We start from the raw sequence: 21,379 nt of genomic DNA, 5'->3' as shown, positions 1-21,379 counted from the left end.
CAAGGCCCTGGACCGCAGGGGGCGACCGCCGCGTTTCCATCAAGCGGAAGCCGCCCTCCCCTCGTCGGCCAAGGTGGCCAGTTGGCGCATCAGCTTGTCCAAGCCCGCGATCCGGTCCTTGGGCACTTCCCAATCCCGGCGATAGACCAGTTTATGGTCCGGGCGCAGTTTCACCGTGGCCACGTTGCGGCTGATGAACTGGACCAACCCACCGGGATTTGGGAACTGATTGTCGCGGAAGGTCACCACCGCCCCCTTGGGGCCGGCGTCCACTTTCTCCGCATTGGCCCGACGGCAGAGGACCTTGATGGTCACCACCTTCAGCAGATTCTCGACCTCCAACGGCAGTTTGCCAAAGCGGTCGATCATCTCCGCCGCCATATCCTCGATCTCCGCTTCGTTTTCGACGGAGGCGATGCGGCGGTAGAGGCCCAAACGCAGACCCAGGTCCTTCACATAGGTCTCCGGGATCAGGATCGGCGTGCCCATCTGGATCTGCGGCGACCATTCACCTTCGCCCTCCTCCAGGCCCTGGCCTTCCTTGGCGGCGGCAACGGCCTCCTCCAGCAATTGCTGGTACAGCTCGATCCCCACTTCCTTGATGTGGCCGCTTTGCTCGTCGCCCAGCAGGTTGCCCGCGCCTCGGATGTCCAGGTCATGGCTGGCCAGGGTGAAGCCCGCTCCCAGTGTGTCCAGGGTCTGCATGACATCCAGGCGCTTTTCGGCGGCCTTCGACAGGGTTCGTCCCGGCGGCAGAGTCAGATAGGCATAGCCCCGCGCCCGGCCCCGGCCCACACGGCCCCGCAACTGGTAGAGCTGCCCCAAGCCGAACATATCCGCCCGGTGGATGATCATGGTGTTGACGCGCGGCATGTCGAGGCCGCTTTCGATGATGTTCGTCGCCACCAAAACGTCATACTGGCCGTCGGCGAAGGCGGTCATCACCTCCTCCAGCCGCGAGGGGGCCATCTGGCCATGGGCCACCACCACCCGCAGGTCCGGAACCAGGGTCGTCAGTCGTTCCACCACCCGGTCAATGTCCGTCAGGCGCGGACAGACGTAGAAACACTGACCATTCCGATAGCGTTCCCGCAGGATCGCCTCGCGCACCACCACCGGATCGAAGGGCAGGACGAAGGTCCGCACCGCCAAGCGATCGACGGGCGGCGTGGCGATGATCGACATCTCCCGCACGCCGGTCAGGGCCAGTTGCAGGGTCCGGGGGATGGGAGTCGCCGTCAGGGTCAGCACATGCACATCGGCGCGGAGCTGCTTCAAGCGTTCCTTGTGGGCCACTCCAAAATGCTGTTCCTCGTCGATAATGAGCAGGCCCAAGTCCCTGAACTTGATGCTTTTCGCAACCAGAGCATGGGTGCCAACGACGATATCCATGGTGCCCTGGGCCATCTCCTCCTTCACCGCCTTGGCGTCCTTGGGGGTGACCAGACGGGAGAGCTGACCGATGCGCACGGGCAGACCCTCGAACCGCTCCTTGAGGTTCCGGTAATGCTGTCGGGCAAGCAGGGTTGTCGGCACGACCACCGCCACCTGCTTGCCGCTCATGGCCACGGCAAAGGCGGCACGTAAAGCGACCTCGGTCTTGCCAAAGCCAACGTCTCCGCAGATCAACCGGTCCATCGGGCGGCCAGAGGCCAGATCGTCCAAAGTCTCGATGATGGCGCGGAGTTGGTCGTCGGTCTCGGCATAGGGGAAGCGGGCGGCGAACTCGTCGTAGAGTCCTTCTGGCGCCGTGACCACCTCTCCGGCTTTCAGATGGCGGGCTGCGGCAACCTTGATGAGTTGCTCGGCCATGTCCCGGATGCGCTGCTTGAGCTTGGCTTTCCGGGCCTGCCAGGCCACCCCACCCAGTTTATCGAGCTGCACCCCCGCCTGTTCGGAGCCGTAACGGCTGAGAACCTCAATATTCTCAACGGGAACGAAGAGCTTGTTGTTGTCGGCATAGAGCACCCGGAGACAGTCGTGGGGGGCCCCGCCCGCAGTGACCGTTTCCAGGCCGTCATACTGGCCAATGCCGTGTTCCACATGAACAACAAGATCCCCCTCGGAGAGGGCCGAAACATCGGGAATGAACTTTGCGCCCAGCTTTTTCTTGCGGACCGGACGGGACAGACGGTCTCCGAGGATATCGGATTCGGTGATGACCGCCAAATTGGGGCTTTCGAACCCCCGTTCCAGGGGCAGAGCGACCACAACCGCCGCCTTTTGCCCTTTTTTTAGGGCTTCGGACCAGGATTCGGCGGTGACAATCGGCGTCACCCCATGTTCCCGCAAGACGCCGGTCATCCGCTCCCGGCTGCCCAGGGTGGCCGTGGTCAGGACAACCGTCCTGTTTTCAGCGCGGAGTGCCTCTACCTGCTGACGTACGGCATCATAAACGTTGTCGCCCGCCCGCGCTCGCGCATCGGCGAAGTCATGCCCAGGCTTTCCCTCAAAATCGAGGGCGCTTCCCGCGGTGCTGTCCACATCCACGGCGGCATAGGCGCTGAAGGCACCACCGGGCCGGGCGGCGCAATGGCGGGCGAATTCCGCTTCTTCCAGGAACAGGCGGTCCGGCGGAAGGGGGTGGTAGACCATGCCCCCTTCTCCGCCCCGCTTCTGGGCTTCGGCGGATTCGTCCACCTGACGCCGGGCCTCGAAATACTCCCAGATCTGCTCGACCCGACCGCTGATGGAGGCTTCAATCCCATGGTCCAGAGTCACCGGCCCTTCGGGCACATAGGCAAACAGGGTATCCATGCCGTCATGGAACAGGGGAAGCCAATGCTCCATCCCCAGGAAACTCTGGCCCGCCGAAATGGCCTCGTAGAGGGCGTCATCGCGGGAGGGCGTCCCGAACAGCTCGCGATAGCCCGAGCGGAAGCGGCTGATGGACTCCTTGTCCAGGACCGCCTCGCTCATGGGGCGGAGGATCAATTCCTTGAGGGTTCCCGTTGTCCGTTGGGTGATCGCATCGAATCCACGCAGGGAGTCCAACTCGTCTCCGAACAGGTCCAGACGGACCGGTTCTGCGGCTCCGGGTGGGAAAATATCGACGATGCCGCCGCGCACCGCATATTCCCCGGGCTCCATGACCTGTTCGGCCCGGCCATAGCCATGGTGGGCCAGGTGCTCCATCAGGGCGTCCAGGTCGAGCGGTTCCCCCACCTTCGCCGTGAAGACGCCCGCCGCCAAGACCTCCCGGGGGGGGACCCGTTGCAGGATCGCCGACGCTGTGGTCAGCACCAGCCGACCGGGGCGGATTCCCTTCGGTGTTGGTTCGGCGAGTCGCGACAGGGTATCGAGACGCTTGGCGACAACCTCCACGTTGGGAGAGACCCGGTCATAGGGCACGCAGTCCCAGGAGGGAAATTCGAGGATCTCCACCTGGGGATGGAAGAAGCCCACGGCCTCAGCCAGGCGAGCGAGTCGAACGTCGTCCCGGGCCACATGCAAGACCGTTGGACCGCCTTCGATGGCGAGCCCGCCAAGGGCCAGGGCATCGAGACCGTCGGGCAGGCCAGCGGCCTGAACGCGTTTGCCCTCGCGCAGGGATTTCAGGAGCGTTTTCAAGGGATCAAGGGTGCAGTTTGAAGTTTTTCAACAGGTCCATGACATCGGTCTGGTAGGGAGCCGGAGTCGGCTGTCGCCCCATGATCCAGTCCATGATATCCGCGTCTAACTCTTCCAAAAGGGCCTCGAAGCGGACGAGTTGGTCCTCTTCCATGGTGGCGATCTTGGCTTCGGCGAAGGCACCGATGAAGATATCGGCCTCCTTCATCCCCCGGTGCTGGGCCCGGTAGAGGGTGCGCTTGCGGCGAGGGTCGAGGGAAGCGAGATCCATGGGACGGGAACCGATGCTGGGGCCTTTGGCAAGGCGAGAAGGATAGAAAAAAGAACGAAAGAAGTACACAGTGACTTTAGGGCGAGGACTTTTGGTAGGATCGCCCTGCTGATATATAAAGCCTCCGTCCCCCTTCTGTCAGCCGTCAAGGCAACCAAATCATGCGCCCGGACTCCCTAAACGCTCTCTTTCGTCCCCTCTCCGCCCTGAAAGGGGTGGGCAAGGCCGTGGCGCCCCTCGTGGAAAAGCTGATTGGCGGGGACAAGGTGGCGGATCTGCTGTGGCACCTTCCCTCCAACCGGGTGGACCGGCGGTTCTCCCCGCCCATCGACGAGGCCCCGGACGGCGCCCTGGTGACGCTGACGGTCACGGTGGAGGCGCACCAGGAGCCCGCGCCCCGCTCCCCGGCGCCCTATCGGGTCATCTGCCGGGATGAGACCGGGTTCGTTACCCTGGTTTTCTTCCGGGCCCGGAGCAAATATATCCAGGATATGCTGCCCATCGGCGAGATCCGCGTGGTCTCGGGCAAGATGGAGCGCTACGGCGGCACGCCCCAGATCGTCCACCCGACACATATGGTCCCCCTGGCGGAGGAAGAGACCGTCCGCCGCGTGGAGCCCGTCTACCCCATGGCCCAAGGGGTTTCCGGGAAAATGTTGGTGAGGTTGGTGGAACAGGCCCTGGCCGCCGTCCCTGCGCTCCCCGAATGGCAGGACGGCCCCCTGGTCGCACGGGAGGGCTGGCCCCCCTTCAACGCAGCCCTTTCTGCGGTCCACGCGCCCCTTGAAGCGGAGGATCTGGCTCCGGAAAACCCCAACCGCCGTCGGCTGGCCTATGACGAATTGCTGTCCAGCCAACTGGCCCTTCTGCTGGTGCGTCGAGCGGCCCGCTCAATCAAGGGGCGGGCCATCAAGGGAACGGGGAGGCTCCGCCGACAAGTGCTCGATGCCCTGCCCTTCGAGCTCACCGGCGCCCAAAAGCGATCCATCGCCGAAATCGACGGCGATATGGCAGCGGACGCGCGGATGCTCCGCCTGCTCCAGGGGGATGTGGGGTCGGGCAAGACGGTGGTTGCCCTGCTTGCCGTCCTCAATGCCGTGGAGATCGGCGCCCAGGCCGCCATCATGGCGCCGACGGAAATCCTCGCCCGCCAACACCTGGAGACCCTCACGCCCCTCTGCACGGCGGCGGGGGTGCGTCTGGGGCTGCTGACGGGTCGGGATAAGGGCAAGCCCCGGGCGGCCATTCTGGCGGCACTCGCGGCGGGGGAGATCGATCTTCTGGTGGGGACCCATGCCCTCTTCCAAGAGGACGTGATCTTTCATGACCTGGCCGTTGCGGTGGTCGATGAACAGCACCGATTCGGCGTGCACCAGCGTCTTGCCCTGTCTGCCAAAGGCCGTGCGGTGGACGTGCTTGTCATGACCGCGACGCCCATCCCCCGGACCCTCACATTGACCCATTATGGGGACATGGATGTCTCCCGCCTGGACGAGAAACCACCGGGGCGGGAGCCCGCCGATACCCGCGCCCTGCCCATTGAGCGATTGGAGGATGTGATTGCCGGACTCCGGCGGGCCATTTCCTCAGGCTCCAAGGTTTATTGGGTCTGCCCCTTGGTGGAGGAATCCGAAACCGGCGATATGGCCGCAGCTGAGGAGCGGCATCTGCTGCTGACAGAGCTGCTCGGTCCCCGGGTGGGACTGGTTCACGGTCGTATGAAAGGGGCCGAAAAAGACGCTGTTATGGCTGCCTTTTCCGGTGACGACCTGGATGTTCTGGTGGCGACGACCGTGATCGAGGTGGGCGTCAACGTTCCCACCGCCCGGGTCATGGTCATCGAGCATGCGGAACGGTTCGGTCTCGCCCAGCTCCATCAGTTGCGCGGGCGAATTGGTCGCGGCGGCGGAAAGTCCTCCTGCCTGCTGCTTTACGCCAGCCCGCTGGGGGAGACGGCGCGGTCCCGACTGGAAACCATGCGCCGAACCGATGATGGATTCGAGATTGCCGAGGAAGACCTTCGGCTCCGGGGAGCAGGCGAGGTTTTGGGCACCCGCCAGAGCGGTATGCCCAATTTCCGCCTGTGCCCGGACCCCTTGGCCGTTCAGGACCTGATCGAAATGGCCCGCAAGGACGCCGAAGTCATCGTTGCCCGGGATCCGGAGCTGTCCTCCCCCCGAGGCGAGGCCCTCAAGCTTCTTCTCTATCTGTTCGAGCGGGATGCGGCGGTTCGGACTCTTCGATCCGGATAGGGGCGCTGCCTTTTTCCGCCTTGGGGGCCACCTTACGGCGCTTGGAGACCTCGGGCACATCCGTGCCACCGGTCACGAGGGGCATCTTGCGCACCTCCTCGGCCCGCCGATCCGGGGGCGTGACAATGCCGCCAGAGATCACCATCTTGATCCCCTCCTCCACCGTCATATCCATAACGATCAAATCCTCCTTGGGAACGAACAGGAGAAAGCCGCTGGTGGGATTGGGTGTTGTTGGCAGGAAAACGTTGATCGTCTCGCTTTCCGTCAGGTTCTGCACCTCCCCTTCGGTCACGCCGGTAATAAAGGCGATGGCCCACATGTTCCGCCGGGGATATTCGACCAGCACCACCTGCCGGAAGGCCGAAGACTGTTGGGCGAGAATGGTTTCGATGATCTGCTTGAGTGCCCCATAGATATTCCGGACCACGGGAACCCGCTGCAACAGATTCTCCCCGGCGCGCACCATCAGACGGCCCAAAACGCCCGCCGCAAAGGCACCAATGGCGATCAGAATCACCACCAGCAAGAGGAGGCCCGCCCCGGGAAGGGGCAAATCCAGGCGGTAAGCCGCAGGCAGCAGGCTCATCACCCAGCCGTCGACCACCTCGATAAAGGTCCAGGCGACGAAAAAGGTAATGCCAATCGGTGCCGTAACCAGGACGCCCGCGAAGAAATAGGCGCGCAATCGGGCCGCGAAGGTCATGTGGATGGACGGCCCGCCCTTTGTGGGGTCCGATGAGTGCGCGGCGTTCATGAAGTCTCCCGTTTATCCCCGCCCGCCAAGGGATTTGGCGGCAGGGACATGATATACTCTCCCCAATCAAGCCGAAACAGGGAGAAGATGACAATGAGCGCCAATCCTTTCCATCACCGCAGCGTAGACCGCACCCTTTGTTTCGCTTTGTCCATGATGGGGGCCGTTCTGTTGGGGGCACCTCTCGCCAAGGCCGATGTGTCCGGCCCCGCTTGTGTAACCGATGGCGGCCATCTCACCATCAATGGACATCGGTCCTATGGCCTGTGTTCCGGAGGAACTCCGACGGTTCTGGTCAATATCGACGCGCCGACCATCAAACAAACCTGCCAGGACCCGAAGGGGAAACCCTGGGACTGTGGACGCTGGGCGGCCTATGTCCTCCTGGAGCTGACCAAGAAGCAGACCGTCACCTGCCAAGGCAACGCGACCGATATGAACGGGGATCTGGTTGCTGTCTGCTATGCAAATGGCCTTGAGTTGAACCGGACCATGGTGGACCTGGGCTGGGCCTTGCCCATCGTTGGCGACGGCGGCCCCTACGCTGCCGAAGTGGAGCACGCCCGGGACAAGAAGTTGGGCCTGTGGCAGGGACGTTTCGAACGCCCCTCCCTCTGGCGGGCCCAACATGACAAGGACGAATAAGGGGAAAGGGGGCTCTGGATGGTCCGTGATTTGAGCGGAATGACTCTCATTATGTCAATAGCTGAGTCGTCATTCCCGCACAGGCGCTAAGGGATGCCCGTTTCCCGAGTACACTGTTGTGCGGACGTAACGTTTTGTTTTTACTCGTCATTCCCGCGCACGCGGGAATCCAGGGTGGGGACAACGGACCTATGCGGTTGACGCAACAGGAGCGCACTTCACTGACGCCTCCGAAATTAACCCTGGATCCCCGCCTGCGCGGGGACGACGGAAAAGGTGTTTTCCGCTCGATGCTCCAAAAGCGGGAGCCATGGTTCGGACAGGTTGGAGATCTGGGCTCCGCCCAGACCCGCAAAGGGTCACGGACCCTTTGATCCCATTGGTTTGAAGGGAATCACCCCCCCGCCGTCACTGCTAATCCGAGAGCCCGGCGATCACTTTGTCCAGCTCCGCCAATTTATTGGTGAAATACGCGTCATAGCGCTCCCCATAGGCCTCGCGATAGACCGCCCGCCCCTTTTCCAAGGCGTCCCGCGCATTGTGAAGACGATCGATCGACTGGGTCCGCGTTCCCAAGGCCATCAAAGCCAGCCCTAAGTTTTTCTGAGTCCGCGCCCAGTCCCGGGGCACGCTGTCCCGGGTTCGTTCCTCAAGGGCAGACCGGTAGGCCAAAACCGCCTCCTCAAGGCGCGCCGTCCCGCTTTCCCGCTCACCGAGGGTCCGGAGCGCATTCCCGAGGTTGTTCTGGGTCGTCGCCCAGTACAGGGGCACGCGGTCCCGAGTGTATTCCTCAAGGGCGGACCGGTAGGCCAAAACCGCCTCCTCAAGGCGCGCCATCCCGTTTTCTCGCACGCCGAGGGTTTGGAGCGCATTCCCGAGGTTGTTCTGGGTCGCCGCCCAACCCAGGGGCACGCGGTCCCGTGTCCGTTCCTCAAGGGCAGACCGGTAGGCCAAAACCGCCTCCTCAAGGCGCGCCGTCCCCTCTTCCCGCTCCCCGAGGGTTTGGAGCGCATTCCCGAGGTTGTTCTGGGTCGCCGCCCAGTTCAGGGGCACGCGGTCCCGAGTGTATTCCTCAAGGGAGGATCGGTAGGCCAAAACCGCCTCGTCAAGGCGCGCCGTCCCCTTTTCCCACGCGCCGAGGGCCCGGAGCGCATTCCCAAGGTTGTTATGAGTCGTCGCCCAGTACAAGGGCACGCGGTCCCGTGTCCGTTCCTCAAGGGCGGACCGGTAGGCCAAAATCGCCTCCTCAAGGCGCGCCGTCCCCTTTTCCCGCGCGCCGAGGGCCCAGAGCGCATTCCCGAGGTTGTTCTGGGTCATGGCCCAGGAATCGGGTGCCGAGGCTCTGTCGGTTTCCAGCAAAAGCTTTTGCCACCCTTGGATGGATTGGGCGAGCGCCTCGTTGTCTCCAAATTCCCTGCCCTGGCGATAGAGCGCATCCGCCCGCTTCCACAGGTAGTCTCTCCGCTCCGCGTCATGGCCGGGTGGGACTCGCTCGGCAGCGGCCCCATAGAGATCCGCAGCGTCCAGATAGCGCAGACGCAGGAGGGCGACCTCCGCCCTTTTGGACCGCGCCGCAGCGGCAGCCAGAGCCCGCTTGTCCAGCAGGGCGTCCTCGACGTCGACCAGGGCCTCGAGCAGGCGGTCGGCCCGATCCAGGTCTCCCGCTTCGACCGCGTCCCGGGCGGCTGCCTTCAGCTTTTCCGTTTCGGGGGCGTCACCCGGGGAGGCGGCCAGTTGCGCTTGAAGATCCCGGTAGCGTTGGGCGATTTCCACCAGACGGGCGGCGATCCGCTCCGGCGGCACGGATGTTTCGCCGGCTGCTTCCAGGGCTGACCGGATTTGCGCCTCGTTGATCCGGAGTTTTTCGCGCAGAAGACCCAAAAGCTCCTTCTGGCTGTCGGAAAGATCCCTCAGATCCTGGAACCATGGTGCGACGAGCTCTTTGAGACGTTCGGCAGGAATGCCGCAGACGACCTTGATATCACTCTCGGAAATGTCTCCTCCCACCGCCAGGGCGCAGCCCTCTGCAGAGACGCTGTCCCCCAGGGCCCGGGCTGGTTCCGCCCCAAGGGGCACGGCCGCCAGCCAAACCAGACCGAATGCCGCGAGCCGTCGGAGAGAGTTCGAACGGCTCCTCATTGGGTGGTCCCTTGGGCGGGCGTGGTCCCTTGGATGGTCACAGTGCTACCGTTGATATGGCGTGCGGCGACCCCGTGATCGGTAACCGTTATTGTGTCGCCCTTCGAGAACAATCCCAGACCGACCAGCCCCAATGCCAGGATTCCCAGGACCAGGACAATACTCAAAGGGACCGGAGTCCCGGTCCCCTGCTCTCCTTCCTCTCCCCCTTCGTTCCGATTGCCAAGAACCTTTAAGGCAGTCCAGACCGCGCCCCCCATGGCGACCACCGCAGCGCCCACCCATTCCAGAGTGGCCTGATTCTGGGCATTGCCAAGGAATGTCCAAAGCTCTTCCATCGCGGGACACTCCCACAGGTGTGAAACCGATGAAACACTTTGAAGTCATCTCCCATCCCCGTCAACACTGGGAAGGAGAAAAAGGAGGGTTCGGGAGGCATGCCTCCCGAACGGGGGCTTGGGGGCAGTCGCCCCCAAACGGCCAGCGCTCCTCCTAGATCAAAGCGCCCATCGCCGTGCCCGGGGGACCGCGCTGGTTCCTTCCAAGGCGTTGAGGATATCCTCTTTCCGGTGCAGGCCCGTCTGGGTGTCGATATGGCCCACCACGGAGGCGGCGTTGTAGGTGGCCGCCCGCAAGGCCAGTTCGGTGTCATGGCCCAAGGCCAGGAAGGCGGTGAAGGTCGAGGCGAAGGCATCCCCCGCGCCTGCCGTCCCCACGACATCCCCTTTCATGGCCGGGCAATGGAGGATTTCCTCTTCCGTTGCCACGAAGGCGCCCCGCCCCCCGTCGGTCAAGACCACATGGCTTGGCCCCATGGCGGTCACAGCCTGGCAGAAGCGGGAGAGGCTCATGTCGAATCCCCCCCCATTCAGGCCGCGCGCGGCCATCAAGGGGGGATCCTCGTCCTGCCCCATGGGAAGGCTGGGGCCGCCCTCGCCCACCCGGGCGACCAGATGGGGCACCAGGGCGCCGGCTTCCTTGCGGTTGATGGAGAGGATATCAATGCCCTTCAGACACTCTTGAAAGGCGGGTCCATAGGCGGAGAGTTGGCGGATCCCCGGGTTGGCGGCGACCTTGGCGCCCTGAGCCTTGGCCTTTTCGATGATCAGAGGGAAGCATTCGGCGGATTTGTTGGTCAAACTGGCGATATAGACCACATCGACGGCGAAGGCATCGTCGCGCAGGTCAACGGGCTCCATGAAGGAATTGGCGCCCCGAAAGGTGAAAATCGCCGCATTGCGGTCGTGGGAGGAAATCAGCACCGAGGCCCCCGTCGGCGCCCGACCATCCCGGGAGATCCAGCGGGTGGAGACGCCCTCGTCCATCAAACGGGCCATGACGGTCTCGGCCCGTTCGTCCTGCCCCAGTTTGACCAGGGTGGACACGTCAAGCCCCAAGCGCGCCATGGAGATGGCACAGTTGACGGCTCCACCGCCCGTATGGGTGGAGACCTCCTGGGCTTCGGTCTTGCCGCCTTCCTCCAGCAGCAGGTAGGAGCTTTCGGCGTTGAACATGGACATGCGTTCGATCCGATCGCTGTCAATAATGGCGATCGTATCGATCATGGCGCCGCCGATGGTGAGTACCCGCATGGTCACTGCCTTCCCCGTAACAGATGAGTCCCCTTAGAATTGGGACTTTGCCCGGGCTTTCAAGTGAAATCCTTAGGGCACCGTCCATCTGTCATGGATTACGCGGCGAGCCATCCCCCGTCATAAAGGGCAGTCTGGATCTCGGGCGCGCTTAACAGGCCCGCATCGCCCATGGCCCGACGCACGTTCAGCCAAGTGGGGTTTTCGGTCTTGGCCACCAGACGCGCCTCCTCCTTCACGCGCAGGCGCTCCAGATCTTCCCCCCCCAGGCCCAGGCGCCGGACGCTGTCCAATCGCGCCCGCGCATCCGCCCGCATGGGCTGTTCGAGCAGGTAGTCCAGGAAAAGCGGCAGGACTTGGGCCAACGACGCTCGAACCTCCGGATCGAAATCGGCCCAAATCCGGCGTAACAGACGGCGGAAAAAGGCCTGATGACGGGCCTCGTCCACCAAATGTTCCCGCAGGTTCAAGTGGAATGGGCTGGTGAGTTCCGTTTCCTTGACCAGTCCGATGACCTCTTCGGTGACGAGGTTTTCGGTCAAGGAGAGGGCGACCATGCGAAAGGCACCATGCAGTTCGGAAGGCAGGCGTTCCAGGGCCAAATCCAACCCTTGACGCGAATAACACTCCTCCAAACGGCCGTCCGGACGAATGCCTGTGATCTCCGTCAAACCGTCCATGAACTCCCGGGCGGCGAAGGAATGGTACCCCTCGTCCGTATGGATCGTCAGGGCCACTTGCCGGGCCAAGGTGGAGACATCGACGATTTGGCTCCGATGAGCCAAATCACGGCAGCCTTCACAGACCATGTCCGTTTCGATCAGGGCAATCCCGTCCATGATCCGATAGCAGGCCTGGGTCACCAGATAGGCTTTGACCTCCGGTCCCATGGCCCGAACTTCGGGTTCATCGACCAGGGGAACAAACCCCTCGGGTAACAGGAGAACATGGGCCTCCTCCGGACTGGGGCGATAGCGGGTCATGGCGCGGACGGTGGATCGCTCTTCCCATCCGTTCAAGTAGTCTCGGCAATAGGTTTCGAAGTCATCCATAACCCACCTTTATCCCTTCTTCCCGGCTGACTCCCCCCCTCGCTTCGGGAGGGGAGCCAATCATAGGGGCAATTATAGGGATGGAAAGGTGAAGGGAGAGGAAACGGGAGCCGTAAAACTTATCCCCCCGTAAAACTTATCCCAACGCCGCCGCATGGAAGCGGAGGTGATCCTCAATGAAGGTGGCGATGAAATGGTAGCTGTGGTCGTATCCGGCTTGCAGGCGCAGAGTCAGGGGATATCCTGCCTCCCGCGCGGCCTGATCCAGGGCCCAGGGCTTGAGTTGCTCCACCAGGAAGCCATCGGCTTGCCCCTGGTCCACCAGCAAGGGAAGCTTCTCCTCGGCCTTGGCCAGCAGGGCGCAGCTGTCCCATTCGGCCCAGGCCTCCCGGTCATCCCCCAGATAGTTGCCCAGGGCCTTATGCCCCCAGGGGCAGTCCATGGGATTGGCAATGGGCGCGAAGGCTGAGATGGACAGGTAGCGTCCCGGGTTGCGCAGGGCGCAGACCAAGGCGCCATGCCCGCCCATGGAATGACCCGCGATGCTCCGCTGGTCGGTGACCGGGAAGCTGGCCTCCACCAGGGCGGGCAGTTCCCGGACCACATAATCATGCATCTGGTAATGGCGGTCGTAGGGCGCCTGCGTGGCATTGACATAGAATCCGGCCCCATGGCCGAAGTCCCACCCTCCCTCGGGGTCCCCGGGGACGTCGTCGCCCCGGGGACTGGTGTCCGGGGCAACGATGGCGATCCCCAGTTCGGCGGCCATGCGCTGGGCGCCCGCCTTCTGGGTGAAGTTCTCGTCCGTACAGGTCAGCCCCGACAGCCAATAGAGCACCGGAACCGGCGTTTCCGGCGTGGCCTGGGGCGGCAGGAAGACCGCGAAGACCATGTCGCAGTTCAGAACCGCGCTCTGGTGCTTATAGCGGGTTTGTGTGCCGCCAAAGGCGAGGGTTTGGGAAACCTGGGTCAACATGGGGCCGTCTCCTTCAAGAGGGATCAGTACTCAGTACAGGATGACGGAGCGAATGCTTTTCCCGTCGTGCATCAGGTCGAAGGCCTCATTGATTTTGTCCAGGCCCATGGTATGGGTGATAAAGGTGTCGAGCTCGAACTCACCCTTCAGGTAGCGCTCCACGTAATCGGGCAGTTCCGAGCGACCGCGCACGCCCCCGAAGGCAGATCCCCGCCAGACCCGACCGGTGACCAACTGGAAGGGACGGGTGCTGATTTCCTCGCCCGCGCCCGCAACGCCGATGATCACCGACTCGCCCCAGCCCTTGTGACAGCATTCCAGGGCGGAGCGCATGATGTTCACATTGCCGATGCATTCGAAGGAGTAATCCACGCCACCGTTGGTCATGTCCACCAGGACCTCCTGGATGGGCCGGTCATAATCCTTCGGGTTCACCACGTCGGTGCAGCCGAGCTGGCGGGCGATCTCGAATTTCTCCGGGTTGATGTCCACGCCGATGATCCGTCCGGCCTTGGCCATGACGGCGCCGATGATCGCTGACAGACCGATACCGCCCAGGCCGAAGACGGCCACGGTCGAGCCGGGCTCCACCTTGGCTGTATTCCGCACCGCACCCATGCCAGTGGTGACACCGCAGCCCAACAGGCAGACCTTTTCCAGCGGGGCATCCTTGTTGATCTTGGCCAGGGCGATCTCCGGCACCACGGTGTATTCGGAGAAGGTCGAGGTGCCCATGTAGTGGAAGATCTCCTTCCCGCCCAGGGAGAACCGGCTGGTGCCATCGGGCATCAGGCCTTGACCCTGGGTGGCCCGGATCGCCTGACACAGGTTCGTCTTGCCCGACAGGCAGTACTCACACTGGCCACATTCCGGGGTGTAAAGGGGGATCACATGGTCGCCCACGGCGACACTGGTCACACCCGGTCCGACCTCCTCGACGATACCCGCGCCCTCGTGCCCCAGGATGCAGGGGAACTTGCCCTCGGAATCCTTGCCCGAAAGGGTGTAGGCGTCCGTGTGGCAAACGCCCGTGGCAACGATACGCACCAAAGCCTCCCCGGCCTTGGGAGCGGCGACCTCCACCTCTTCGATGCTCAGGGGCTTTTGGGCTTCCCAGGCGACGGCGGCGCGGGACTTGATCATGCAAATGCTCCTTGGAGAAGAAATCCATCATCCCTCGGGAAAGGGCTCCCCGAGGTTTCCCGAAGGCTATCAAATTCCTCTCTCTTGACAAAACAACGTTCTCGCAGAGCATTATTGCAAATATGGGATAATTGACGGAGAGGCTTGTGTCGGGTTGGGATGGCATCGACGAGTTCGTCGCCGTGGCGGAAACCGGAGGGTTTTCGACGGCGGCGGAGCATCTGCGGGTGTCCTCCAGCCGGGTGAGCCGTCAGGTTGCCCGGCTGGAAGACAGGCTGAAGGCGCGCCTGTTCTACCGAACCACCCGTCGGGTCGCGCTGACAGAGGCCGGACGTTTGCTGCTCGAACGGTTCCGGGGGTTGGCCGAAGAGCGGGACGAAGCCCTCCGCGCCGTGGGGGAGCGGGACGACGTTCCCCGAGGGCTGCTGCGCATGACCTGCCCAACGGCCTATGGCGACCTGTTCGTGGTCCCCTTGGTCAATGACTTCCTGGAGCGTCACCCGGATCTGCGGGTGGAGATGACCTTGAGCAATCACATGCTGGATCTGGTCCGAGACGGCGTGGATCTGGCCGTGCGTTTGGGCCGCATGGCCGATAGCGGGCAAGTCGCCACCCGCATCGCTCCCCGGGTCCTGCACCTCTGCGCCGCCCCCGCCTACCTCGAACGCAGGGGCACCCCCCTCACCCTGGGCGATCTGGCCAACCACGACTGCGTGATTGGCACCTCGGAGCTTTGGACCTTTGATGATCGGGGTGAGGGTGGCGGGACCGACTGGCACTTCCGGCCCCGGGGTCGGTTTCAATGCAACAGCGGTCACGCCGTTCTTGATGCCGCCTTGCGTGGGTTCGGGCTCTGCCAATTGCCCGACTACTATGTGAGAGAACCCATTCGGGAGGGGCGGTTGGTGTCGCTCCTCCCCGACCACCGCCCCCCGAACACAGAGGTCTGGGCGGTGTATCCCCAGGCGGGCCATGTTCCGGCGAAGGTGCGTATGATGATCCGCCACCTGCGACAAGGTTTGGCCAGCCGACCTGAATATCGATAGGGACGCGTTTCTCTGCCCCGCTCTATCCGATCCGCTCGGTGAGAGACTGACGAAATTCCAACTCTTGATCGTAGGCTTTGACCTCGTCATCAACGAAGTCGCGCATGGAAACAATGCCCAGAATGTGATGCTGTTCGTCGGTCACCGGCAAGTGCCGCAAACCGCCATCCCGCATGGCGTGAAGGGCGCGCATCACCGTGGCCCCATCGGTCACCGATACGGGATCCGGGGTCATCACCTCCGCCAGGGTCACCGCGTCGGAGTCCAGGCCTTTGGCGACCACCCGTTCAATCACATCCCGTTCCGTGAAGATTCCGGCCAAGCAATCGCCTTCGACGACCAGGACGGACCCAACATGATGTTCGGCCATGGCAGCCGCCGCTAGGCGAACGCTGGCATCCGAGTCCAGGCGCACAATCGGATGGTCGCTCAAGACATCTCGCAGACGTCTGTTTGGCATGATCAGCCCTCCCGCCTCACGTTCTTTTCGAAGGGGTTTTACGGACCAGGACAGATGATCTGTCATGCAGTTGGTTCGCCAAATCCTCTCATAGAGTAGGGCGCGCGTGCGACAAAAACCAGACGAGTCCTAAGACCCGCAGGTTTCTGCCATTCCGTGCAGTGCGGTATCTTGTTCCGCAACCGCGAAAAGCAAAGCGAATCCGACGGGATCAAGTCCGACGGATCAAGCCATGGTCACTTGACGGGTATCCAAAGAGTTTGGAATTTCTTGAGAGGTTGGTTGGGATCGAGCCACGGATTGAGGGCTTTCAAAACCTCAATAGTGGTCCCTTCCCGCTTGGCAAAGGTCGCGACACTTTCGCTGCCTTTGGCCATGCCCCGCTCGATGGGGAAATCGGCCGTGCCTCCAATTTCCTGGGGGACCAGAAAATCCTCCGCGTCCTTTTTGGCGGAGGCGACTTCCGTCTTCAAGCCATCCAATTGCTCGGAAAGGGTTTCGATATCCTGACTCAGTTGGGCGTTCTCTTTGCTCAACTGTTCCTTATCGGTTCGCATCCGATCCAGATCGGACAGCAGATAATCCACCATGCGGTCCTTTTCGGCGAGTCTTTGGTATGCCCAAAGGGAGCCGATAACCAAACTGGACACCAGAACCACAATAGAGAAAGCCAGTACGGCGGGGGCACGCATGGGGACCTTCACTCCGAAGGAGCTCCGGTTCCGCCTCCCCGTTACCCGAAGGTCCACCGGGGGAGCGGAACCGGACCGGTTCAATTCAGCGGGGCGATACTGCAGTGTCCTTTTAAGGCCGGAAGGCGGGCGCAAAGGGCCTTGGCCTGATCTGGCGTCATGGGCGCGGCGAAAAGGCGATAAAACACCCCTTTGCCTGGGATATTCACGCGTTTGATGGCGGGACTGAGGCCATTGAGGGTAGCCCCATCCGACTTCATAAACTTCCCCCATCCGACTTTGGCCATCGCCTCACTCTTATAGGCGGCCAGTTGTAGGCCGACGGCACCGGCTGGAGCCGCCATGGGAGTCGTCGACGCAGCGACAGGTGCCGGTGCATGTGCTGGAGCCATGGAGGGCACCGGAGAGGAAGCCCTGGCCGGATTCGCCGTTGGTGCAGGGAGGGGGTGTGAGGTCATCTCCACCCCCTTACCGGTCCCTTGGTCGCTGGGAAGGGAAGCCGGAGCGGTACTGCTGCCATTCCCCCGCGAACTCGACACCAACGATCTTACCTCCGTTGGCTGGCCTTGCATGGCGATTTCCCGTTTGACCACATACCCAACCTCTGGCGCGTAATGGGAAATGACGTTCAGGCCGTCATCCCTCATACAAGCGACACGGTAGGCGTCAAAGGATCCGGCGGGAACCTGGACCCGCTCCTCCTGATCGACGTTACAGGACCATTCATAGGATTTGCTGTAAGGGGGCTCATCCATGCCCGCGGATTCGGAGAATTTGGTTGCGGATCCCAACCGCAGGGGAAAGAGTTCGTTGTCACGGTTGATGATCCGTGTAATGCCCCTGCCATCGGCAGCAACATGTTTCAGGCTCGGCAAGATGGGATCGATACTGGAAACCCGTTCGGCCCCCAAAGAACTGCGCCAAACCAGCCGCCCCTTCTCGTCGAAACCGGCAACCGTCCAGGTTTCCTGGGGATTGTCGAAGGTGTAGGTATCCCCCACGGCATAAATGGGCAGGGACGCAGGCGCCATGGTTGCCGTCCCTGTCGGCGCATCGACCGACGCTCCTGGCGACGTCCCGCCTCCGCCATCGGCGCAAGCACCCAATATGGAAGAGGTCAGCAAGAGGGCGGCCAAACCACCGGCCAGACGTCGCTTCCCATCGCGAATTCCGTGAAGATCTCGGTTCATGGTCTTGTCTTTCCCGGCTTTTTCATACTTATGTCGATAAGGGAACGACCCCCTTTTCAGTGAAGATCACCCATACGAGTAAACAAGAGGTTACCAATTTCTCTGTTTATCTCGCCAAGGATCAAATACCCCTAATTCCGTTCGATCAGTTCCCTCTGCGTGGGGCAATCGAGATCTTCCATGAGGATAGCCCATTGACGAGATTCAATGGGATCGGCGGCGTTGATCATATTCGTTCGAGCCCGGGCACAAGCCTCCTGGGTCCGATCTCCCTCCGTCGCGATCCCGCCCATCAGGTCCTGGACGGCAGCGTAGGCACTGACATAGGAGCAGCCCCCCACCCCTCCCAAGGACAGAAGAGCCACCCCACCCAAGAGACGACGGACTTGGCGATGCGTCAAACTTCTCTCCATGGCTTGGCCCTTCTCTGATTTTCTTGAGCGCAATGGATCAGCCAAAGAGGGCATCGATATCATCCTGGGACAAGGCCACCTGCTCGACCTGAGGGCCGTTGACCAAATCATCTGTGGCGTGGATTTCCAATTCCGTCGTCGGAATGGGCAGTTCGGAGAACGCCTCAATCCCCCAATCGGCAATGATCTTCTTGATCCGGTCCTCGATAAAATTCAAGGTTTTGACCACACGGGTGACGCGCTGCCCCGTGATGTCCTGGAAGTTGCAGGATTCAAAGATCGTGTAGACTTCATTATTGATGCTGTGAGCGTAGGGGGAAAGGTCGTCGTCTTCCCCTAGGACTTCCAGAACTTTGTTGGCCAGTTCACTGATACGTTCAGCCGCATCGAGAATCGTGTGGGTCGCCTTTTCCGTGGCCCCCACGATGGCGTCCAGTTCGCTTGTGGCCTGTTGGACCCGATCCTCGTCGGACATGGGGTGCTTGATCTCGGCGATCTCACGTTTGGCCGAGGCCAGAGATCGGATCATGCGGGCGATTTCAATGCGCAGCAATTGCGCTTCGTCGGCATCCCCAGGCGGTTGTTGCTGACCACCCCGACTGGCCTTCAGAGTTTTAACGTCAGCACGTAATGCCTTGATTTCATTCATTATCAACGCAAGAGCTGCAGCCGAAACGCCTGATCCACCGCCCTCACCGACACCGGCCGCTTCCAAGGCGGCTTCGTCCATAGCCAGGGATTGGGTCGCGGCTTGCCGCTGCATGTATCTTTCGATCGCAAATGTCCTGCGGGGGCGATCCGTTGCCATGCCGATTTTCCTCACCCTATCGTAACCGATTAAAAAAACCGGCGGAATTACCCACCCTTGCCGGTTTGTTCCTATCGGCAACAGTACCATTGCCCAGGAGCAAAAGGAACGGACCTTCGTTGGCTTTTTCTGCAGCCCAAGAAGGGGGGCTTGATAACTTTGGCTCACCGTCCTGAAATTGAGAGAGGGAAACATGGCATCGAGGAAGACAAAGGTTAAACTGGGGCAAGGGACGAGCGCCATCTTGTCGACCCTTGTTGGCTTGATGATGGAAGGGTTTGTCTTCTGTCCCACTATTCCGGCATTCGCTGTCGAAGACGGATCCGTTGTGTCACCGGAGTCCTTCGATGCGTATGCGGGCAGAATCATCGTAACCGGACGCCGGGCAGAAACCCGGGATCCCGCCCTCTCTCCCTGTTTGGAAGATGGTCTGGTGAAAGTGTCGATCGTCCCAATGATTTAACGGTTCATTTTGATCCGACTCAGGTGAATGCGGCCATTACCCACTTCGGCTACACCCCTTGGCTTCAAACGGGCCCAACCCTGTTCCTAACCGTGGAGGTGCATTTTGGCGAGCGGCACTATCCCGTGAGCAGGGATGGCACCACCGGTCAAAGTCACCGGGAGGCAATCCTGGATGCCACTTGGAAACGGGGGCTCGGCGTTGCCCTGCCAAAATCCAGGGAGGCGAGGGTATCAGAAGCCCCTGATTCGTCCGTCCTGGCCGGAGATCTGACTTGGAATCCGGACGCTTTGGCCTGGACAGGCCACTGGCGCTTCGGAACGCACTCCTGGGAAGAACAGGCCACGGGTTTTGATGGAATTCTATCGGGACGCCTAGGGCCGCGTCCTACCGCTTTTGAGGGGCCGACCGCCGCCATAGGTTTCCACCACGGCCCGGTCGTCGCCCATGGTCTGCAACAGAAACAGCTCCTCGGCCAGGGTCGAAACCGTTTCCATGCGCAGGGCCATAGCCGGAGTGGCCCGGGCGTCCAAAACAACCAAATCGGCTTCCATCCCTGGCGCGATGGAGCCGACCCTATCCGACAGCCCCAGGGCTTCCGCATTGCCCCGCGTCGCCATGTGGAAGGACTGGAAGGGATCCATACGCTCCCCCCGAAGCTGCAGGACCTTGTATCCCTCGTCCAAGGTGCGCAGGAGTCCGAAGTTCGTTCCGCCCCCCACATCCGTTGCAATTCCGATACGGACCCCCTGAGCCTGAAGCCCAGCCCGGTCAAAAAGCCCGCTGCCCAGGAAGAGGTTGGAGGTGGGACAAAAAACGGCAACAGACTTGGTCTCCGCGAGGACGCCGATCTCCCGGTCTGTCAAGTGAATGCAATGTCCCAGCAAGCTCCGCGGGCCGAGCAGGCCAAAGGCCTCGTAGATACCCGTATAGTCCGGCGCTTCGGGATACAGGTCTTGCGAATAGCGGATCTCCTCAGCGTTTTCTCCCAGGTGGGTTTGCAGGTAGCAATCCGGATGGGCGGCGAGAAGGGCGCCTGCGGCCTCGAGCTGGGCCGGAGTGGAGGTGATGGCGAATCGGGGCGTGATGGCGTAGAGCCCCCTGCCCCGCCCGTGCCATCGGTCAATCAACGACTTGCTGTCGTCGTAGGAAGATTGGGCCGTGTCCCGCAAGGCGTCGGGCGCTTCCCGGTCCATCATGACCTTACCGCAGATCATACGCAGATTGCGTCGCTCGGCCTCGGCGAAGAAGGCATCGACAGAGGCCGCGTGAACGGAACCATAAGCCACCGCCGTTGTGGTACCGTGGCGCACCAGTTCATCGAAAAAACACGACGAGATTCGGGCTGCATGGTCGGGACTGGCAAACTTTTGTTCCTCGAGAAACGTATAGGTTTCCAACCATTCCAGAAGCGACCCGGCATAGGATGCGAGGATTTGGCTTTGCACATAGTGGATATGGGTATCGATGAAGCCCGGAAGGATCAGATGGGGCCGGTGGTCAATCACCTGCGCTCCAGAAGTCTCCCCAGAAGTCTCCATTGTCGAGAAATCCCCCAGAGCGGTCACATGCCCGCCTGATAGGGTGATCCCTCCATCCTCCAGGTAGGTGAAGGCGCCCCCCTCTTTCAACACCCCGTCCTCCAGGCCAAAGGGGGCCCGGTGAAAGGTCAGAACCCTGGCACGCAGGATGGTTTTTTCCATGGATCCGGCTTCCATAATGCTCTAACCATATGACCTAAGGGAAAATTGAAAAAGGGCGGTCAATCAACCGCCCTTCCTGAGAGGCTTGGTGGAGACGGAGCACTCTAAAATCACTATATACTCTGTCTCCTTGAAAAACCGAAAAACGCGGGGCCTGAGGCCACGGATCCCCATTTGGTATCAACAAAGGGTCCGCAGACCCTTTGC

18 protein-coding genes are annotated in these 21,379 nt (G+C 61.8%); 3 read left to right on the top strand and 15 right to left on the bottom strand.

All coding sequences use genetic code 11. The features are described from left to right. Nucleotides 1-39: 39 nt before the first annotated feature. Nucleotides 40-3,570: a transcription-repair coupling factor gene (mfd, locus tag ACLIRY_RS02095; RefSeq protein ID WP_413203681.1), complete on the bottom strand. Its 3,531-nt coding sequence runs from the start codon at nt 3,568-3,570 to the stop codon at nt 40-42. Nucleotides 3,571-3,574: 4 nt separating this feature from the next. Beyond that, the gene (locus ACLIRY_RS02090; protein WP_413203680.1) at nt 3,575-3,841 is read right to left on the bottom strand and encodes a succinate dehydrogenase assembly factor 2; all 267 of its coding nucleotides are present in this window, start codon (nt 3,839-3,841) and stop codon (nt 3,575-3,577) included. A 161-nt stretch (nt 3,842-4,002) separates the two neighbouring features. Here ACLIRY_RS02090 and recG point away from each other — a divergent pair, with 161 nt between their 5' ends. After that, a complete protein-coding gene (gene recG, locus ACLIRY_RS02085) occupies nt 4,003-6,093 on the top strand; it encodes an ATP-dependent DNA helicase RecG (RefSeq protein ID WP_413203679.1) in 2,091 nt (696 codons plus the stop codon). Here recG and ACLIRY_RS02080 read toward each other — a convergent pair. After that, nucleotides 6,032-6,850, bottom strand: a complete 819-nt coding sequence (locus ACLIRY_RS02080; RefSeq protein ID WP_413203678.1) for a DUF502 domain-containing protein — start codon at nt 6,848-6,850, stop codon at nt 6,032-6,034. The genes recG and ACLIRY_RS02080 overlap by 62 nt on opposite strands. A gap of 93 nt (nt 6,851-6,943) precedes the next feature. Here ACLIRY_RS02080 and ACLIRY_RS02075 point away from each other — a divergent pair, with 93 nt between their 5' ends. Next, nucleotides 6,944-7,495: a thermonuclease family protein gene (locus ACLIRY_RS02075; RefSeq protein WP_413203677.1), complete on the top strand. Its 552-nt coding sequence runs from the start codon at nt 6,944-6,946 to the stop codon at nt 7,493-7,495. A gap of 414 nt (nt 7,496-7,909) precedes the next feature. On the opposite strand, the gene ACLIRY_RS02070 is transcribed toward ACLIRY_RS02075, so the two are convergent. The 6 genes from ACLIRY_RS02070 to ACLIRY_RS02045 all read right to left on the bottom strand — a co-directional run bounded on the left by ACLIRY_RS02070 (nt 7,910) and on the right by ACLIRY_RS02045 (nt 14,397). Continuing rightward, complete coding sequence (locus tag ACLIRY_RS02070) at nt 7,910-9,634, bottom strand: tetratricopeptide repeat protein (protein ID WP_413203676.1); 1,725 nt, start codon at nt 9,632-9,634, stop codon at nt 7,910-7,912. Further along, a complete protein-coding gene (locus ACLIRY_RS02065) occupies nt 9,631-9,972 on the bottom strand; it encodes a hypothetical protein (RefSeq protein WP_413203675.1) in 342 nt (113 codons plus the stop codon). Before ACLIRY_RS02065 ends, ACLIRY_RS02070 begins: the two co-directional genes overlap by 4 nt. A 159-nt stretch (nt 9,973-10,131) precedes the next feature. After that, a complete protein-coding gene (locus ACLIRY_RS02060) occupies nt 10,132-11,226 on the bottom strand; it encodes a carbohydrate kinase family protein (protein ID WP_413203674.1) in 1,095 nt (364 codons plus the stop codon). A 98-nt stretch (nt 11,227-11,324) separates the two neighbouring features. Further along, complete coding sequence (locus tag ACLIRY_RS02055) at nt 11,325-12,278, bottom strand: diiron oxygenase (protein ID WP_413203673.1); 954 nt, start codon at nt 12,276-12,278, stop codon at nt 11,325-11,327. A 136-nt stretch (nt 12,279-12,414) separates the two neighbouring features. Then, nucleotides 12,415-13,254 carry an S-formylglutathione hydrolase gene (gene fghA, locus ACLIRY_RS02050; protein ID WP_413203672.1) on the bottom strand — a complete coding sequence of 280 codons (840 nt, stop codon included), beginning with the start codon at nt 13,252-13,254 and terminating at the stop codon, nt 12,415-12,417. A gap of 30 nt (nt 13,255-13,284) precedes the next feature. Next, a complete protein-coding gene (locus ACLIRY_RS02045) occupies nt 13,285-14,397 on the bottom strand; it encodes an S-(hydroxymethyl)glutathione dehydrogenase/class III alcohol dehydrogenase (RefSeq protein ID WP_413203671.1) in 1,113 nt (370 codons plus the stop codon). Between the two features lie 146 nt (nt 14,398-14,543). On the opposite strand from ACLIRY_RS02045, the gene ACLIRY_RS02040 reads away from it, so the two are divergent. Next, nucleotides 14,544-15,443 carry a LysR family transcriptional regulator gene (locus tag ACLIRY_RS02040; protein ID WP_413203670.1) on the top strand — a complete coding sequence of 300 codons (900 nt, stop codon included), beginning with the start codon at nt 14,544-14,546 and terminating at the stop codon, nt 15,441-15,443. Nucleotides 15,444-15,465: 22 nt separating this feature from the next. Here the strand turns inward: ACLIRY_RS02040 and ACLIRY_RS02035 are convergent, their stop codons facing one another. From ACLIRY_RS02035 to guaD, 6 genes are all read right to left on the bottom strand, one after another. Further along, a complete protein-coding gene (locus ACLIRY_RS02035; RefSeq protein ID WP_413203669.1) occupies nt 15,466-15,903 on the bottom strand; it encodes a cyclic nucleotide-binding/CBS domain-containing protein in 438 nt (145 codons plus the stop codon). A 236-nt stretch (nt 15,904-16,139) separates the two neighbouring features. Continuing rightward, complete coding sequence (locus ACLIRY_RS02030; protein ID WP_413203668.1) at nt 16,140-16,595, bottom strand: LysM peptidoglycan-binding domain-containing protein; 456 nt, start codon at nt 16,593-16,595, stop codon at nt 16,140-16,142. A gap of 80 nt (nt 16,596-16,675) precedes the next feature. Beyond that, complete coding sequence (locus ACLIRY_RS02025; RefSeq protein WP_413203667.1) at nt 16,676-17,785, bottom strand: SPOR domain-containing protein; 1,110 nt, start codon at nt 17,783-17,785, stop codon at nt 16,676-16,678. Between the two features lie 131 nt (nt 17,786-17,916). Further along, the gene (locus ACLIRY_RS02020) at nt 17,917-18,186 is read right to left on the bottom strand and encodes a hypothetical protein (protein WP_413203666.1); all 270 of its coding nucleotides are present in this window, start codon (nt 18,184-18,186) and stop codon (nt 17,917-17,919) included. A 49-nt stretch (nt 18,187-18,235) separates the two neighbouring features. Then, nucleotides 18,236-18,961 carry a protein phosphatase CheZ gene (locus ACLIRY_RS02015; RefSeq protein WP_413203665.1) on the bottom strand — a complete coding sequence of 242 codons (726 nt, stop codon included), beginning with the start codon at nt 18,959-18,961 and terminating at the stop codon, nt 18,236-18,238. Between the two features lie 882 nt (nt 18,962-19,843). Beyond that, nucleotides 19,844-21,172 (bottom strand): guanine deaminase, encoded by a 1,329-nt coding sequence (gene guaD, locus ACLIRY_RS02010; RefSeq protein WP_413203664.1) that lies wholly within the window; start codon nt 21,170-21,172, stop codon nt 19,844-19,846. Nucleotides 21,173-21,379: the final 207 nt, after the last annotated feature.

Origin of the sequence: Rhodospirillum sp. A1_3_36 (assembly GCF_047263945.1) — a bacterium.
GTDB lineage: Bacteria > Pseudomonadota > Alphaproteobacteria > Rhodospirillales > Rhodospirillaceae > Rhodospirillum.
Note: the sequence above shows the minus strand (reverse complement) of the source record. Positions and strands in the feature narration are given on the sequence as shown.

Bases quoted from the DNA above. Each gene is read 5' to 3' on its own strand.
- ACLIRY_RS02090 (WP_413203680.1), bottom strand. From the start codon at position 3,841: ATGGATCTCGCTTCCCTCGACCCTCGCCGCAAGCGCACCCTCTACCGG.
- recG (WP_413203679.1), top strand. From the start codon at position 4,003: ATGCGCCCGGACTCCCTAAACGCTCTCTTTCGTCCCCTCTCCGCCCTG.
- ACLIRY_RS02080 (WP_413203678.1), bottom strand. From the start codon at position 6,850: ATGAACGCCGCGCACTCATCGGACCCCACAAAGGGCGGGCCGTCCATC.
- ACLIRY_RS02075 (WP_413203677.1), top strand. From the start codon at position 6,944: ATGAGCGCCAATCCTTTCCATCACCGCAGCGTAGACCGCACCCTTTGT.
- ACLIRY_RS02070 (WP_413203676.1), bottom strand. From the start codon at position 9,634: ATGAGGAGCCGTTCGAACTCTCTCCGACGGCTCGCGGCATTCGGTCTG.
- ACLIRY_RS02065 (WP_413203675.1), bottom strand. From the start codon at position 9,972: ATGGAAGAGCTTTGGACATTCCTTGGCAATGCCCAGAATCAGGCCACT.
- ACLIRY_RS02060 (WP_413203674.1), bottom strand. From the start codon at position 11,226: ATGCGGGTACTCACCATCGGCGGCGCCATGATCGATACGATCGCCATT.
- ACLIRY_RS02055 (WP_413203673.1), bottom strand. From the start codon at position 12,278: ATGGATGACTTCGAAACCTATTGCCGAGACTACTTGAACGGATGGGAA.
- fghA (WP_413203672.1), bottom strand. From the start codon at position 13,254: ATGTTGACCCAGGTTTCCCAAACCCTCGCCTTTGGCGGCACACAAACC.
- ACLIRY_RS02045 (WP_413203671.1), bottom strand. From the start codon at position 14,397: ATGATCAAGTCCCGCGCCGCCGTCGCCTGGGAAGCCCAAAAGCCCCTG.
- ACLIRY_RS02035 (WP_413203669.1), bottom strand. From the start codon at position 15,903: ATGCCAAACAGACGTCTGCGAGATGTCTTGAGCGACCATCCGATTGTG.
- ACLIRY_RS02030 (WP_413203668.1), bottom strand. From the start codon at position 16,595: ATGCGTGCCCCCGCCGTACTGGCTTTCTCTATTGTGGTTCTGGTGTCC.
- ACLIRY_RS02025 (WP_413203667.1), bottom strand. From the start codon at position 17,785: ATGAACCGAGATCTTCACGGAATTCGCGATGGGAAGCGACGTCTGGCC.
- ACLIRY_RS02015 (WP_413203665.1), bottom strand. From the start codon at position 18,961: ATGCAGCGGCAAGCCGCGACCCAATCCCTGGCTATGGACGAAGCCGCC.
- guaD (WP_413203664.1), bottom strand. From the start codon at position 21,172: ATGGAAAAAACCATCCTGCGTGCCAGGGTTCTGACCTTTCACCGGGCC.